This window comes from Photobacterium profundum, assembly GCF_003026285.1.
GTDB classification, from domain to species: domain Bacteria; phylum Pseudomonadota; class Gammaproteobacteria; order Enterobacterales; family Vibrionaceae; genus Photobacterium; species Photobacterium profundum.
In genome coordinates this window covers 52,886-70,085 of record NZ_PYOD01000018.1, presented here as the reverse complement: position 1 = coordinate 70,085, position 17,200 = coordinate 52,886, and the positions used below count along the sequence as shown (strand labels likewise).

Below are 17,200 nucleotides of genomic sequence, written 5' to 3'. Positions count from 1 at the left end.
GAGAGGCCATTACGATAGCGAAGGGAACTATGCTGCATTACGCTGAAATCACCGGCTGGGGAAAATGTTTACCACCAGCAATACTCACCAATGATGAACTCAGTACATTTGTTGAAACATCTGATGAATGGATTAAAAGCCGTACAGGTATTGAATCTCGTCATATCAGCCATGTAAATACATCCGATCTAGCGCATGTTGCTGGCGCACGGGCATTAGCAGCTGCTGGCATTGATGCCAACAAACTTGATTTAATTATTGTAGCCACCTGCTCTCCTGACACGTTAATTCCTAATATAGCTTCGAAAGTTCAGCTAGAACTCGGTGCTAGCAACGCTGCTGCTTTTGATATGAATGCTGCATGCACCGGCTTTTTGTACGGATTAGAGACTGCAACGCGTATGATCCAAGCAGGGGCTTACCGTCACGCTTTAGTGATCGGCGCAGAGCGTTTATCTTGGTACTTAGACTGGAGTAAGCGCGATACCGCTGTTTTATTTGGTGATGGCGCTGGCGCTGTCATATTAAGTAAAACAGATAAACCTGTAGGTGTACTCCAAGCACAACTAGGTTGTGACCCAAAAGGCCGTGATGTACTTGCCATTCCTAAATTTGGTACAGCAATGGATCGTTACGACCCAGAATCAGGCCATTTTGCCTTTGATTTTGTTGGTCGTGATATTTTTCGAAGCGCCGTACGTGGTATGGGATCAGCGGCAAATACGGTGCTTAGCCGTGCAGAACTAGACAGTAATGATATTGATGTTGTTATCCCTCATCAGGCCAACAAACGTATTATTGAAGCATTGTGTGATCACGCAAAAATCCCATTAGATAAAGCGTTTATTAACATTCATAAATACGGTAATACTTCTGCAGCAACTGTGCCTATTGCACTATGTGAAGCGGTTGAACAAGGTCGGATTCAAGCAGGAAGTAAAATACTTTCAGCGGCTTTTGGTGCCGGTTTAACTTGGGGAGCAACGTTTATTCAGTGGGGTGAGCGCACAACCGCGATTCATCAAACAGATATTGAGTTACCACCGTGTGAACATACTGCCAAAGAACTCTTAGCGAATGCGGTATCTCACTCGACCAATCGTTAAACGTTCTAATTCTTCTAGTTACATAATAATCCGGGGTCTGTAACTGATTCCGGTATTATATCGGGCTTACAGGAGCGTTTTTTCGATAGTCCCGTCTCATATCCCCCCTTTTTATACTCTCTATTATAACGGTAGCGAATAGACACACGCCGTCGTATTGGCGCAGAAAAGCTTTTTATTAATAAGCAGAAATACAGGCGAAATAGTGCTGGCATCTCTGTTTCAGTAGGCATAGAATGCCCCTGTTTGGGGAGTAGTCACCAATTGTTCGTCTGTCGTCATCACGAAGCCCCATGCTTCCGGCAGCCGAGAATGGATTTGTTTCTGTAAAAGAAAAATGATTATTGACGTTATGCGGATATAAATCATTTCATTAAAACAGTAAGCACCATTTTGACGAGACCAACGCCATTATTTACTACACCTTTTGTGTAGTGTTTTTAATGCGCGGAAGGTCATTAGTCACGTCTAATATCCATACCCTTCCGCGTTCGATTGGAAGGATAAAAACTATGAGCCTTTTTAGTTATGAAGGTTTCGCTATACTAACCGTACTTATGCTAGCGCTGGATTTGTATCAAACTCGCGGTGGTAAAGTTACTATCAAAAAAGCAGCAATCTGGAGTCTTTTCTGGGTCGCACTTGCATTACTTTTCAATATTGTTATCTATTTATACTGGCCATTAATGGCGCCAGAAAGTAGCTATACAAATGGTCAAGCTGCCACTGCATTCTTAACAGGTTACTTACTTGAAAAGTCGTTAAGTGTCGATAATCTATTTGTTTTTGCCCTTATATTTGGTCAATTTGCTGTACCTGCACATTTACGCCCTCGCATTCTGATGTTAGGTGTTGTCGGTGCTCTGATTCTGCGCGGCATAATGATCGCCGTTGGTGCTCAACTTCTTACTGAGTTCCACTGGGTTCTATATATCTTCGCAGCCTTCCTGCTATACACAGGTTACAAGTTATGGAAAGAAGGTGAAGAGGAACCAGAAGATTTTTCTAACAGCTTGCCAGTTCGTTTAGTTAAACGGTTCTTCCGGGTAAGTGATGAATATAAAGGCAATAAAATGCTGGTGAAAGATAGCAAAGGCTGGATTGCAACACCGCTAATGATAGTGGTTGCTGTTATTGCATTGACTGATGTTATGTTCGCACTAGATTCAATTCCTGCGATCTTTGCGGTCACTCAAGAACCGTTTTTGGTCTTTACCGCTAACGTGTTCGCATTATTAGGCTTACGTTCATTGTATTTCGTTCTGGAAGGCATGCTGACACGTTTCTGTTACCTACGTGTAGCACTGGCGTTCATTCTTAGCTTCATTGGTATCAAGATGCTATTAATGGAAACTGCATGGGCAATTCCAACGCCAGTATCTTTAGCAGTCATTGCATTAAGTATAACAACGGCCATTGTAGCTTCGCTTTGGAAGACTCGCGATCACGTTGAACAAACACAGTAATATCATGTACTCTTGATGTAAGAATTACATTAATACCTGAAAAGGCTTGCCAATTGGCAAGCCTTTTTTATAACTAAACGAACAAATACTTTCATAACCCTATTACCACATTAAACTCACTCTTTAGCATGCACTTATTACCCTCTTTAAATACAAGGCCATAGTAAAGTGTTTAAATTATAAGCAAGTATGGCATTGCTCTACAGGTAGATTTATATAGATAAGATTTATATATAGAGCTGTATCTATCTTTTTATTATGCAACAGATAATCAGTAAGTCTTTTGTGTAATATTTCACATTGAAATCAGCACTTCGTTGCTGAGGATACATGAGTTTATTATTGTCATTTTATCAGCGACACCCTAGTGATGCTCATTCATATTTATTGGTTAAGTCTTTCTTGCTGAAAATGGCATAAAGGTACGAGTTATGAAAAAAATAATCTTAATTGTTGTCTGTCTAATGTTTGCAATTGCTGCAATAACAAGTGTTACTTCAACCTCTTATATATCTCATCAAGAAATTGATAAGATCATTTTAAAGAAATCTCAGGCACAAGCTGAATTGTTAGCTAAAAATGTCGAATATATATTAAGTACATCTCCGAAACCTTTAAATGATTTACAAGACTTGGTTCAATCACTCAAAACTCGTTCAGATATTAGCTACGCCATCGTAATTAACAAAAATGTTAAAGCGGTTGCTCATAGTGATATTGAAAAATTAAACAAAACCTATAACGATAGCTATACCGTTGATGGAGCCACTACAGGAAAAGCACAACATTCAAAGTGGTATGCAGATATACAGGGTGTTTGGGTCTATGACATTTTGACGCCTGTTTATGTTAATGGCGAATTATACGGTACTTTCGATGTTGGTATCCCTATCACGGAAGTCAGTGAAGCGGCGAAAGGCATTGTAATTACTCAGTTAATAGCCATCTTAGCTATCTTCTCTATCTGTGGCTGTATACTTATATGGCTACTAGGCAAACTGTTAAGACCGCTTTCCGGATTACAGCATGCCCTAGAAAATATATCTAAAGGCGATGGAGATCTTACTATTCGACTGCCCGTACGAGGCAACGATGAGATCGCCCATATTTCCACTGCCTTTAATATCTTTGTGGGCAAAATCAATGAAATTATTGGTCAAGTAGTCAATACAGGGACGGAGCTAGGCAATTCTGCAACTGAACTTCACAGCCAATCTCAGCAAGCATTATCACGAGGTCACGAACAAAGCGAACAATCTTTATTAGTCGTGACTTCAATGAATGAAATGATCGCAACAATTGGTGAAATATCTCAAAATGCAGCCAGTGCCGCGGAATCTGCCGAGAGTGCTAACGTAGAAACTCAGGAAGGACAAAAGATCTTACAAGAGGCGACCAGTAGCATTACTGATCTAGCTTCTCAAATGCACAGTATGTCAGAGGTGATTACTTCCCTAGCAGAAAGAACACAATCTATAGGGTCGATTCTTGACGTTATTCGAGGTATTTCAGAGCAAACTAACCTATTAGCGCTAAATGCGGCTATTGAGGCAGCTCGAGCTGGTGAAGCTGGTCGTGGTTTTGCTGTCGTTGCAGATGAAGTAAGAAACCTTGCAACCAAGACAGCTCAGTCAACCAATGAAATTCAAAATATGATTGACCAACTACAAAATGAAGCCAAAAATGCTGTCACTGCGATGGATAGTAGTAAATCTTTAACTGTAGAAGGTTCTTTAGCAACGGAAAAAGCTCAGCAAGCCCTTGAACAAATTTCTGCACAGATCATGACAATACTTGATATGAATACGCAAGTTGCAACTGCTACAGAAGAGCAATCTAGCGTTGCCAATGAAATCAACCTCAACATGGACACTGTAGATAGCTCGGTAAAAGTTGGCCTAACGGCTAGTCAAGAGTTGGAAAAATCAAGCCAGAACTTATCTGAACTTGCTCAGACGTTAGACCGTCATGTTGGCTCTTTTAAAATTAGCCACTAACATGTGAATCATTTTTAAATTAGCCCCTTTTTAGGGGCTTTATTTTATTCAAAAAATACGATAGTACATAGCTCTGTTATATATACCCAGGTTACCTCAGATACTCGTTTCAGTAAAAATCTTATAACTATCTACGATAGTTTTTCATGGATATAAATTGAGAATCGATCACGTCTTTTTGCTGGCTATCATATCCGTAGATATCTTCACGCATTTGCAGTGTGTTCTTCTCATCAACCCACGCCGTCAAATACACAAAATCTACCCCTAAACGCTGAGACAGCCTAACCGTGTCTAAATCGCCATCGTTCAACATTGCATTAAACGGCTCAATATTCTTACGCTTTTGAAAGTCGATAATAAAATTGGCTAAATCATACGCTTTTTCGACACGCACACAGCCAGAGCTTAGGTTCCGCTTAGATTTATTAAACAAACCTCGTGCGGGCGTATCATGTAGATAAATAGAATAATCATTTGGCATTAAAAACTTAACACGACCTAGAGAATTACTTGGACCAGGGCCTTGCTGAAACTCATGAGGAAACGTTTTAGGATTAACATTGGACCAATCTATTTGATCTGCCGGAATTTCAGTACGATCACGCCAGCTATTCAATATACGCATATTATGCGCAGTTAAGTAATCGCGAGAATGCTTAACTTTAGGAATAACATCTTTTCGTTTAATCGTTTCAGGTACATTCCATGTTGGGTTTACCACCATGGTATTTATTGCTGATGAGAACAAGTTAGTTGGACGGCTTGTTCGACCAACAATCACTTTCGACTCAAAAATCACATTACCTTGATCAAAAATCTTCAGCATATAATCAGGAATATTCACCCAGATATGAGGCTGGTTATCAATCATATTGATGTTACGAAAGCGCTGCATATTTAAAGCAATTCGACGCGCAATATCAGTATACGGCATCACTAGTTGGGCTGTCGTTGCTGCACCGATAAGTCCATCATCAGCTAAACCATGACGCCGTTGAAAGCGCTTAATTGCCTCTAACATTGTACCGCTGTTCGTTACCGTTGGCATTTGTGTAATGAAAGCGTACTCAGCTTCCGTCATGTCATTTAAATCGAATAGCACCTTAGCAAGATCTTTACCTGCAACAATAACATCACCTTTGCGGATAAGTCCTTTCAGATCTGAGTTTGTTAAACTGTGGGGCGGCAATTGCTGTAATGTTTCAATCACAGACATGCTTTGCTCAAAAGGAATATTGGCGGGACGAGTAAGACTCAGCTTATCCATTGTCATTGGAAAGTAATGCTTTGTACTTAACGTATTTTCCTGTAAAGAAAAATTCATCTGTTCCAACGTAAACAAGGTACTTCTATTACGCTGAATCGTATTCAAATACTTGCGGTAAATAAAGTAACTATCTGTAGCAAGTAAATCGTATGCTCGCTGGTCATTACGTTTATCAAGTAAATACAGCTCATCTAAACGATCTTTAAGCCCGACGACCATTCCTGTATCAACAACAGATTTTAACTGTAATTCAAACTCTCTTCGTTGCTTGAGGTTTTGCCACAAAGGATAAAAATGATTATCTGTATAGGCTTGCTCTGCCAACCTCTTAAAACAGACTGCTGCCCCTGAATTAGGGCATAGCTGTCGACTGCTATTTACCGTTATAGCCTCAAGATAAGACCACTCAACATTGCTTGTGGGTAAATTAGCATTAATAGGCGCGAGTGGTTTTACTGAAGAGTCAGGGGCATTTACAGACGAACGATCCGAAGAAACGCCCGACTCTACCGCAAAGGCACTGCTAGAAATAAAAAAAGATACCGCAACAAGAGTGCTGAAACGTTGTATAACAATACGCTTATGATTAAACATCGTTATAGCGCTCCTTATTGTTTAAAAATAGATAAAGCCAATTAACGACATAAATTACATCATGCGGTAATACAGTATTAAACTAACTTAGATCATCGCTAAATAATGTTCATACTCTTATATTTAGACAAAAAAACACCATCCATACAATTAAACAACTCTATTTTTAATCATTAATTATCTCAACTAATGTTGAATAAGCATCTTAACCTGAACAAAAATACACTTAAGATACTGATTAAAAACAATAAAACATATAATGGTTCATTTCTTTACATGCCTTTATTTTGACGCATAGATAAAATGTCTAATCTGGTATTTTATCTATTACTCCCACAAGAAAGTACTCTGATTATTTCTTATTTTCGCGAAAATAAGTCCATTGCTCAACAGTTGTTCCATCAGATAACTGGCAATACCCTACGCTATTTCCTTCTGTATCTTTTTCCATTACAAGCTTACCGCCCTGCTCTGTACAGAAAACAGAAGCTGGATTAGCCATACCAATAGGCTTTACTGGCTCAGGCTCTTTTGTTGAACACGCAGATAAAAATGATGCCGCCGTCACTACACCAACTAATACTGCCACTTTCTTTGAAATCATTTTATTCTCCGTATAACTAAATAGACGTGATCGACAACAGCCGATTTCCCAAATAGAAATATACACCGTTATATTTTTCACTTCTGGAAACTTATTGTTCACGCTACATTTATATCCATATAGTTTAAATGGATATATTGTGATGACTTTACAAGACAAGCTTAGACACATAATTACAGATAACACACTGACAGTTAAACAAAAGTCGACCTACCTCTCATTAGAAGCAGAAGCTAGTCTTGACTATGTTCCCGTAACAGAAGGTGTTAATACTGCAATAAAAGCAGGTATTATCTGTGACATGTTTGAAGGACATGCTCCCTTTAAGCCACGCTATGTCTTACCTGATTACGCTAAATTTCTTCAAAATGGCTCTGAATATTTAGAGTTAGTTCCAGCTGCCGATTTTGATGATGCATTAAATGCGCTAACAATCATTTATCACCATGTTCCTTCTGTAACCAACATTCCAGTGTATTTAGGCGCTCTAGACGATATTTTAATCGATTATGTGCAAGATTTGACACATGATGAAATTTACAAAAAATTGAAAAGATTTTGGGTCATGCTTGATCGCACTTTGCCCGATGCATTCATGCACGTGAATGTTGGTCCTACTGACAACATTATCTGTCGAACTATTTTAAAAATTGATGCCGAGCTGAAGCAAATCGCACCAAACCTTACGTTTATGTATGATCCAGAAATCACACCAGATGATTTACTGCGCGTAGCAACAACCAATATATGTGAATGCAGCAAGCCTCATATTGCAAACTACCCTATTCATGCAAAAACCTATGATGAAAAAGGCTTTGGAATTATCAGCTGTTATAACTCATTACCTTTAGCGGGTGGTGCCAATACATTGGTGCGAATGAATTTAAAAGAAGCCGCGCAACAAGCCCAAAACACAGCATCATTCTTAACTGAAACCTTGCCACATTATTGCCAAGTTATGTATGAGCTGATTGAAGCGCGCACGCAGTTTCTACATGAAGAATCACATTTTTTTGATAGTTTTTTGGTGCAAGAAGGATTAATTGAAGAGAGTCGCTTTGCCCCTATGTTTGGTATCTACGGTATGGCAGAGGCGGTCAATATTTTAATCGAAAAAGACTCGCTAGAAAAAGGCACTACAAATAAAGAAAACCATCACACAACAGCTGTAAATCTATATGGCCATAATGAAACAGCGAATCAATTAGGGCATCAGATCTCAGCCACACTTGATCGTATTGTTAAATCTACACCCGTAAAATATGGCTATAACAACCGTGCCCTATTGCATGCCCAAGGTGGCATTAGCCTTGATAAAGGCGTAACACCTGGCGTGCGTATTCCTTATGGCACAGAACCCGATCCTGTTACGCATATCCAAGCATTGGTTGCACATCACCAATATTACACATCGGGTATCAGTGAAATTCTGACGATTGATGAAACTGTTAAAGATAATCCTGAAGCAATGTACCAATTGTGTAAGGGTGCATTAAATCTTGGCTTTCGCGAATTTACGGCTAACGTTGCTTCTAATGACCTAGTACGTGTGACGGGCTATATGATCAAGTTATCTGATGTTGCGGTATTTAAAGAAAAAGGCTCTCGTACCAATACGACTTGGTTAGGCGCAGAGGCATCTGAAAACACGGGGATCTTGAATCGTAAACCACGTGTTGCCTGTCATGAGCAATCGCCAGTTTATATAGAGTCCAAGTATACTGGATCAATGTATACAGAATAAGAAACAAAGCGAGCATAACAGTTCATACCAATAACTAAGAGCTAGTTACTAATAAAGCCACGCACCTAATTAAGCGACATATTCGACATGAGTGAAAGACAGAAAACGCTTCAATCGCATAATCTACGCATACCAGATGCAGAAGATTCAATCGCTGCAACTTCCACTGCTACACGTTTAAATGTGCGAACAGCGACAGTCAGCAAAATTCTGAATTTCTCTTGTGTCGATGGTCCTGGTAACAGGCTGGTGATCTTCTTACAGGGGTGCAACTATCAGTGTAAAAGCTGCCATAATCCACAGACCATCGATATGTGTAATCACTGCGGTGATTGTGTCGAAACTTGTCCAACGAATGCATTGACGTTAATTTCTAGCAAAGTCATTTGGGATGCGTCGTTGTGCTCCCATTGTGATAATTGCTTAGCTGTATGCCCGAAGCAATCTAGTCCCAAAACACAACAATATACCGTGGCAGAAATGCTGGATGTTATACGTAACAACCTCTTTTTCATATCAGGTATCACTGTTACGGGAGGAGAAGCAACACTGCAATTGGGCTTTATTAAGGGATTATTCAGTGCGATTAAATCATCGTCTGATTTACAACACTTAACCTGCATGATTGATAGTAATGGAAGTTTACGCACCACAAGCTGGGCTAAGCTACTCCCTTTTACAGACGGTGTAATGATTGATTTAAAAGCATGGCAAGAAGAAACCCATTTATGGCTAACTGGGCGGCAACATCATCGTGTTTTTCAAAGTATTGAATTATTAGTACAACACAATAAGTTGTACGAAGTGCGGTTGTTACACATCCCAGGAAAGACAGATTTTGATGCAGAAGTTGATGAACTTGCGAGTTATTTAACCCAATTACCTAAAGACACACGCATTAAGCTTAATGCATTTCAGCATCATGGTGTAACAAGCGAAGCATTAACATGGGAAACGTGCCAAGAAAGTGATATTACCCATTTAGCTAATCAGCTTACAGAGCGTGATGTAACAAATATTGTAGTACCGTCTGTATATCTATAAAGCGACTGAATAGCCCATTACACTTCGTACTTCGCTATTTGCAGATACAAATGCAGCTACAGCTACAGACATGTAACCTATCTAGGTTACATGTCTATATCTTTACAGCACGTTTTTATTTGTTCATACATCCAACGGTGAGCCGGATCATTCATACTTGGTTGATGCCACACCAAGCTATAAGCCACATCACCGTAATTAAACGGTAAAGGCTTATTGATCAGACCTTTAGCTTGAAAGGCAATATTTGCCCAACGACGAGAACAGGTAAACAGTAAATCGCTATGATGGCACATCAATGCCGCACTACCAAAATCAGACACGGTTACGGTGATTTTTCTTTTCTTATGCTGTTGTGCTAATTGCATCTCAAAGAAAGGGACATTTAAATCAGTATCCATAATACCGATGTGCCCATAACTTAGGTAGTTATCGATACTCAATGTTTGATCGGCTAAGGGGTGCGATGGATTCATCAAACACACCATGTCATCGTCGATTAAGGTTTCCCAGATAAGGTTATTTTGAGTGCTCGGTGGCTGGCTTCTATCATGCGGTAATATTACAAAATCAAGCTTACCTTTGGCTAGCGCATCAAAACCTAAGCTATCTTTCGACCAAATATCTAAGCGAATATTTGGTGCAAGATTTAAAACATGGGTGCTTAACTTTGCCGCTATTAACTCAAAAGTACTTTCTCGCATTGCTAATGAAAAACCACCTTCATAACGCGAAGGATCGAAAGCCTCTTGCGTCATAATTTGGTTCATGTCGTTAATCATCTGATGAACACTTGGACCAAGTCTTCGTGCAAGTGGCGTTGCAACAAGCTTATTACCATGACGGTAAAACAGCTCATCATTCAAGCTATCACGTAATTGACTTAATGTTTTACTGACAGATGAAGGGCTAACACAAAGACGCTCTGCACTGCCCGTTACACTTAATGTGTCTAACATGACATGCAGGGTGATCAAATGTTTCATGCTAATTCGAGAAAGCTTTATAAGATCCATATCGCTCTATTCATAACCCATTCAATTTAAAGCTTCAACTTACCGTGAAACTTACAACACTCTGCCTACTGAAATACTATAGCCAATTTTCTCAAGGTACTCATTTCAGCGAGGATTTATTGGAATCTAGGCAAAGCGTTAATTTTACAGACAAAAAAGCCGCGAAAAATCGCGGCTTCCGATAAATCATTTTTACTTAGCGAATACCGTGGAAAAACTCAGCACGCGTTGCAGGAATCCTTTTAAAGATACCGCCAAGTGCAGTCGTTGTTGTTTCACTGGTTGCATCCATAACACCACGTGCTTTCACGCAGTAGTGAGTCGCATCAATTGTTACTGCTACATCATCACTTTCAAGCAATGTTTGCAGCGCAACCAAAATTTGCTGTGTCATTCGCTCTTGCACCTGAGGGCGCTGAGCAAAGAAACGAACGATGCGATTAATCTTTGATAAACCAATGATTTTACCACGCGGAATGTACGCTACCGTCGCTTTACCATCAATCGTAACAAGGTGATGTTCACAAGTACTGGTCAGCGTAATGCCTTTTACACGTACCATTTCATCACATTTCATTTTGTTTTCGATTACGGTAATTTTTGGGAAGTTCGCATAATCTAAACCAGAAAAGACTTCATCAACATACATCTTAGCGATGCGATGCGGAGTCTCCATTAAGCTATCGTCGGTTAAATCTAACGACAATAACTCTAAGATCTCACGCATGTGATATTCGATCTTTTCTTTTTTCTCTTCGCGGCTAACCACTTTACTCGTCATGGGTGTTTCAAGCCCACGCTCTTCAAGTGCCGCGCGTACCATCAATGCAGATTCGCTTAATGCTGTCATTCTTTCCCCCTCCAACTGGCCTGGGCTTTAATGCGGGAACAAGCCCAACGTGTCATGTTTGTACTAAAAACGTCTACAAATTCATGTGTAGAAATTGCCTACAAACATACTTCCAGAGCTAAATCTGACCGAAGGATACCTGTAAATAAAAACAATTACACCACGTAAATGATAAGTGAATAGTTGAAACACCTTTTTTTTGTCATAATAATCATTCAAGCAAATACTAATCAAGAATATTGAGCGAGTTTCAATCTTACTTGATTAGTATTCAAGCCTATGACTTATAACTAACGACGGACACCAATATGGGATGTTGTGACGCACCAGGTTTAATGCCTGTAGAAACGGCTTTAGATAAAATTTTGGCTGACGTTAAGCCACTGGATTCAGTAATGACTGTTGCACTTTCTGATGCAATGGGACGTGTTCTTGCTGAAGATATTCTTTCTCCAATCAATGTACCACCCTTTGCTAATTCGGCGATGGACGGTTATGCCCTTCGCGCTAACGATCTAAAAGATAACGATACCCTTGTTTTATCTGGCAAATCATTTGCTGGTGTTCCTTTTGAAGGTGTATGCGAAGCGGGCCAATGCATTCGTATTATGACTGGCGCTCAAATGCCAGAAGGCACTGACGTTGTCATCATGCAAGAAGAAACGGAAGTCAAAGGTGATAACGTTAGCTTCCTAATCAAACCAGAAGCCCATGACAACGTTCGCCCTATTGGTGACGATGTACATCAAGGTGATACCGTTGTTGCTAAAGGAACACGTATTACAGCGCGTGAAATGCCACTACTCGCCTCTTTGGGTATTGCTGAATTTTCAGTTTTTGCACGACCTGTCGCGGCATTCTTTTCAACGGGTGATGAATTACGCCCTGTTGGCGAACCATTAGCAGCAGGTCAGATTTACGACAGCAACCGTTATGGTATTCGAGCATTACTTGAAAAGTTTGGTTGTGATGTATTAGATTTAGGCATCATTCCAGATTGCCCTGAAAAACTACGTGAAGCATTCAAGAAAGCAACATCAGAAGCTGACGTACTGGTTACATCAGGTGGTGTTAGCGTAGGTGAAGCTGACTACACTAAAGACATTCTTGAAGAGCAAGGTGAAATAGGTTTCTGGAAAATAGCCATGAAACCAGGAAAGCCATTCGCGTTTGGCACGATTGATAATACGTGGTTCTGTGGTTTACCGGGTAACCCTGTTTCTGCAATGCTAACGCTGTACCAGCTTGTTCAGCCGATGCTGGCGCAGTTATCTGGTCATTCTCAGTACCAGCCACCACAACGCATAACAGCGAAGGCGACAACGCTCTTTAAGAAACGTCCTGGGCGTACTGATTTCCAACGTGGTATCTATCAAATTAACCCACAAGGACAACTTGAAGTCGCCACAACAGGTAATCAAGGTTCAGGTGCATTCAGCTCTATGCATCAAGCTAACTGCTTTGTTGTACTTGAACAAGAACGTGGCCGCGTTTCTCCAGGTGAAGATGTGACTATCGAATTGTTTAATCACTCAATGTACTAAACATTGAATTGATTAGGCATTAGATATACCGAGCTTTTGATATACAAAGCGCCCGCTTAAATACGTAGAACAGAAAAGCGAGATATTATTGATATCTCGCTTTTCACATCCTTCCACTCTCTACAAAACAGGAATACATTGTGGCAGAACTGTCTGATGCAGAAATGCTTCGTTATAACCGCCAAATCATTCTTCGTCAGTTTGACTTTGACGGACAAGAAGCATTAAAAGACGCTTCCATGCTCATTCTAGGGGCTGGCGGCTTAGGCTGTGCTTCCACACAATACCTAGCAGCAGCAGGTGTGGGAAAGCTGACTTTAATTGATGATGATAAGGTTGAAGTATCAAACTTACAGCGTCAGGTATTACATAACGATAATACAATTGGTCAGTTAAAAGTTGAATCAGCGAAACAAGCGTTAACCACCATCAATCCTTACACAAGCATTGATACGATTGCACAACGCCTAAGTGACGATGAATTATTGCCGCTGATTCAGCAACACACAATTGTGCTTGATTGCAGCGACAATGTTGAAACACGTAATCAATTAAACCGTTTATGTCACCAAACGAAAACACCGTTAATATCAGGTGCTGCGATTCGTATGGAAGGGCAAATTAGCGTGTATACCTATCAAGATAACGAACCATGTTACCAATGTTTGAGTGCCCTATTCGGTCAACAAACATTAAGCTGCGTAGAAGCTGGTATTATGTCGCCAGTGGTCGGTATTGTGGGTGCAGTACAGGCAATGGAAGCCATTAAGGTAGTGGCAAACATGGGTACAGCATTAACAGGTAAGATTTTAATGCTAGATGCCATGTCGATGAGTTGGCGAGAAATGAAGTTAGGTAAACAAGCTAACTGTTCAGTGTGTAGCTAATAGTATTCTGGGTAAGTATACCAGCAGCTCTTCAACGCAAAAAAGCGCATATCTTCAAACGAAGACTGCGCTTTTTTAGTTTGCTGTTACTAGGTGTATAAACCTAAAGTAATAGAATGATACTAACGATAGCCGCACTCATTAGGTTAGCTAATACGCCAGCCATGACTGCACGAATACCATATTCAGCGATAAACGGGCGACGTTCAGGAATCAAACTGCCCATACCGCCAATCAGAATAGCTAGTGTTGTTACGTTGGCAAAACCACATAGTGCAAATGTCACCACAACAACACTGTGTTCTTGCATCGTATCTTTTAAGCTCATTAGGTCGATAAATGCCACAAACTCATTCATAACGACTTTCTGACCAATCAATGACCCCGCTGTTACAGCATCAACCCAAGGCACACCAATAAGCAACGCAATAGGCGCGAATAAATAGCCAATGATTAATTCAAAACTTAGGTTCTCGATACCAAAATAAGCACCCGCATCACCCAGCATGCCATTTAACAATGCGATTACGCTGATAAATGCCAATAATGTGGCACCAATTGTGACAGCCATGCGCATACCCGACATTGCGCCGTCGGCAAGTGCTTCAACAATATTCGTTGCTCGAGGAATAACAACAGAAGAAATCTCGTCGTCTTGTAGCTTATCAACCGATGGCGGCACAATCACCTTCGACATTAATAAGCCAGCAGGTGCAGACATGAACGAAGCTGCAATAAGGTATTGAAGGTCGACACCAACAGCTGCATAACCCACCATGGTACTACCCGCAACAGATGCCATACCACATGTCATCACGGCAAAAAGTTGGGAGTCGTCCATCTTCTTTAAGTAAGGTTTAATTACCAGCGGCACTTCAGACATGCCAACGAAAATATTGGCTGTCGCAGAGAGCGATTCTGCTCTACCCGTGCCAAGTACACGTTGTAGAGCCCCACCCAACACATCGATCACTTTTTGCATAATACCAATATGGTACAGCATCGAAATAAGAGCAGAGAAAAAGACAATAATACCTAGCACGTTAACCGCAAATACAAAGCCAACGCTGCCTGTTGCTAAGCCACCAAAAAGAAATGATAACCCTTCATTACCGTAATCTGTCACATAAGTAACGCCACCAGCAATGGCTTGAAGCGCCGACTTACCGGCAGGCACATATAAAACCAATAATGCAAAAAGTACTTGGAGCAAAAAGGCGACTGACACCATTTTCAATGGAATTCTTTTTCTATCAACCGAAATTAGCCACGCAAGAAAAAGCAGAACAATAATACCAAAAATTGCAATCATGGTTTAAACCAGAATGTAAATTCAAAAAGGACGCGCATTGTACCGCCCTACAATTAGTGATCAACCTCACCTTATGAGTGCAAATTCGTGAAAAACTCCAACTTAATAATAATTGAAAATTAATACTATTATTATCAATACGTTAAATTAAAAATGAAAATCACTACGGGTGATTTTTTCAGAAAAACTAATGTATTAAAATAAAAATTAATACTGTTAGCTTATTTTTTCAACAGCTTGCTGCTAGAAATTCACACATAACGTTATCGTTTGCTTTTTATCTTGATAAAGTTACAGAGGTTTCAATTACGATGATTATGAGAGAACTGTTTAATATGAAAATCCGAAATTAATAACTCAACCACTCTTCTAGCTGCTGGCTAACAGCGGGATCACTTAGCAATTGCATATGATTCATACCATAGAAAATTTTCTGTGACGTCTCAGCAAACGATAAATGATGATCTTCGACTTTATGGATACCCAAAGCGCTGTGAAGAGGAACAAGCCCATCCCCTATTAATCTATCAGCTAAAAGGCTTCTTTGGCTGGCAGTTGTAGCAGCAACAGTAAAACAAGCAACCTGGGGCGGTAACGATACCCTCAAACGTTCGTCAGCATGGTTACCAAAGCGTTCTTGCCCTTGCCAATCCTCATCAATAATATAACCGTAACGCAAATCGGTGATCCCTGAACTGCGAAGATTGCTAAGCCTATTGAAGGGGGCGGTATAAGGGATTGCACTTAATATTGCACCTAGCTTATTCCCTGCACGCTCCAATGGCGCTCCGTGATGCGGCGTACCAAGGAAAACAATATTTTTAATCACATTTGGCCAGTGCTTTGATTGCTGAAAACCATAATGAACGGCACTGCGGGTTACTAGACCTCCCATGCTATGAGCAACCACTGTCAGCTCTTCTATTTCAACGGGCCAACTATCGACTAACTGTTCAAGCAGCTCAGACAACTCCCTTCCATTTAGTGAAACATGGAGGCCAGTATTGTATCGAAGATAAACAGGGGTATAGCCTAGCGTGGATGATAGTTGCTCACCATGATTGACCTCCGTCCCTTCATACTCACCACACCATTGGCGATCATTCATGCACAAACCATGGATCATCAACAATACTTTATTCTTCGCTTGTGGAATAACAAGTGCTTGCTTTTTATCATTCCAACTTAAAGCTTGCTGCTGATGGTAAAAGGTCATCGGGATTGCTAATTGGTTATTTGACTCAACGAGCTGATCGCCCATAATCCCATTTAATGCAGACAAAACTGCCGTACGCTCATTGGTTTCTGTTTTATCTTTATCTAAGGTGTCGAACCAAGGCTGTTGTTTCTCAAGTACCTTATCTACACCGCTTCCCAATAATTGGGTTACGCCATAAATACTGTTATAAACAAGGCCTGTAATACCTCTTGTACGACCGGGTTTTTTACCTCCAGGCATTCCCAATGTATTCCATACAGATTGGTGAACACCTTCAGCAATGCGGGTTACATTCATGGTTGCCTGCGTAGCCAACTGCCCCATTCCGCGAAGATCAGAAGCACGCACATGCTTAAATCGTTTTTTTGATGTTTGTATAACCATTCATGAACCCCTTTCGTCTATTGTTTACATAGCACGTGTTTATATAGCGCATGTGTACATAGAGCGTCGTATAAGCGAGTAACTCATACCGAACAAGCCACACCAAATAAGCTACTGAGTTCATAGTGAATGATTACGTGCTAATTGTGAACCGCTTATTTCT

The 17,200-nt window shown here is 40.4% G+C and carries 13 protein-coding genes; 7 read left to right on the top strand and 6 right to left on the bottom strand.

Annotation, left to right across the window (positions count from 1 at the left end):
- The first annotated feature begins 29 nt into the window (after positions 1-29).
- From C9J48_RS23865 to C9J48_RS23855, 3 genes are all read left to right on the top strand, one after another.
- Positions 30-1,106: a ketoacyl-ACP synthase III gene (locus C9J48_RS23865; protein WP_006232016.1), complete on the top strand. Its 1,077-nt coding sequence runs from the start codon at positions 30-32 to the stop codon at positions 1,104-1,106.
- A gap of 512 nt (positions 1,107-1,618) precedes the next feature.
- Entirely contained in the window at positions 1,619-2,572 is a 954-nt protein-coding gene (locus tag C9J48_RS23860) for a TerC family protein (RefSeq protein WP_006232017.1), read from the top strand.
- Between the two features lie 431 nt (positions 2,573-3,003).
- Positions 3,004-4,569, top strand: coding sequence for a methyl-accepting chemotaxis protein (locus C9J48_RS23855; RefSeq protein WP_006232018.1), 1,566 nt, complete (start codon positions 3,004-3,006; stop codon positions 4,567-4,569).
- Between the two features lie 127 nt (positions 4,570-4,696).
- Here the strand turns inward: C9J48_RS23855 and C9J48_RS23850 are convergent, their stop codons facing one another.
- Both C9J48_RS23850 and C9J48_RS23845 read right to left on the bottom strand, forming a co-directional pair.
- Entirely contained in the window at positions 4,697-6,433 is a 1,737-nt protein-coding gene (locus C9J48_RS23850; RefSeq protein ID WP_006232019.1) for a L,D-transpeptidase family protein, read from the bottom strand.
- 352 nt (positions 6,434-6,785) lie between these two features.
- Positions 6,786-7,037: a putative hemolysin gene (locus tag C9J48_RS23845; protein WP_006232020.1), complete on the bottom strand. Its 252-nt coding sequence runs from the start codon at positions 7,035-7,037 to the stop codon at positions 6,786-6,788.
- A gap of 142 nt (positions 7,038-7,179) precedes the next feature.
- Between C9J48_RS23845 and C9J48_RS23840 the strand changes: the two genes are divergently transcribed.
- Together C9J48_RS23840 and C9J48_RS23835 are read left to right on the top strand one after the other, a co-directional pair.
- On the top strand, positions 7,180-8,781 hold the full coding sequence (locus C9J48_RS23840) for a YjjI family glycine radical enzyme (protein ID WP_006232021.1): 1,602 nt from the start codon (positions 7,180-7,182) through the stop codon (positions 8,779-8,781).
- A gap of 87 nt (positions 8,782-8,868) precedes the next feature.
- Entirely contained in the window at positions 8,869-9,825 is a 957-nt protein-coding gene (locus tag C9J48_RS23835; RefSeq protein ID WP_006232022.1) for a YjjW family glycine radical enzyme activase, read from the top strand.
- Positions 9,826-9,911: 86 nt separating this feature from the next.
- Here the strand turns inward: C9J48_RS23835 and C9J48_RS23830 are convergent, their stop codons facing one another.
- Entirely contained in the window at positions 9,912-10,841 is a 930-nt protein-coding gene (locus C9J48_RS23830) for a LysR family transcriptional regulator (RefSeq protein ID WP_006232023.1), read from the bottom strand.
- Positions 10,842-11,037: 196 nt separating this feature from the next.
- Positions 11,038-11,691: a GTP cyclohydrolase I FolE gene (folE, locus tag C9J48_RS23825; protein ID WP_006232024.1), complete on the bottom strand. Its 654-nt coding sequence runs from the start codon at positions 11,689-11,691 to the stop codon at positions 11,038-11,040.
- 308 nt (positions 11,692-11,999) lie between these two features.
- On the opposite strand from folE, the gene moeA reads away from it, so the two are divergent.
- Together moeA and moeB are read left to right on the top strand one after the other, a co-directional pair.
- Positions 12,000-13,235 carry a molybdopterin molybdotransferase MoeA gene (gene moeA, locus C9J48_RS23820; RefSeq protein ID WP_006232025.1) on the top strand — a complete coding sequence of 412 codons (1,236 nt, stop codon included), beginning with the start codon at positions 12,000-12,002 and terminating at the stop codon, positions 13,233-13,235.
- A gap of 140 nt (positions 13,236-13,375) precedes the next feature.
- Positions 13,376-14,122 (top strand): molybdopterin-synthase adenylyltransferase MoeB, encoded by a 747-nt coding sequence (gene moeB, locus C9J48_RS23815; protein WP_006232027.1) that lies wholly within the window; start codon positions 13,376-13,378, stop codon positions 14,120-14,122.
- 103 nt (positions 14,123-14,225) lie between these two features.
- Here moeB and C9J48_RS23810 read toward each other — a convergent pair whose 3' ends face one another.
- Together C9J48_RS23810 and C9J48_RS23805 are read right to left on the bottom strand one after the other, a co-directional pair.
- A complete protein-coding gene (locus C9J48_RS23810) occupies positions 14,226-15,434 on the bottom strand; it encodes a NupC/NupG family nucleoside CNT transporter (RefSeq protein ID WP_006232028.1) in 1,209 nt (402 codons plus the stop codon).
- Positions 15,435-15,783: 349 nt separating this feature from the next.
- Positions 15,784-17,037: a PGAP1-like alpha/beta domain-containing protein gene (locus tag C9J48_RS23805; RefSeq protein ID WP_006232029.1), complete on the bottom strand. Its 1,254-nt coding sequence runs from the start codon at positions 17,035-17,037 to the stop codon at positions 15,784-15,786.
- Positions 17,038-17,200 lie beyond the last annotated feature (163 nt).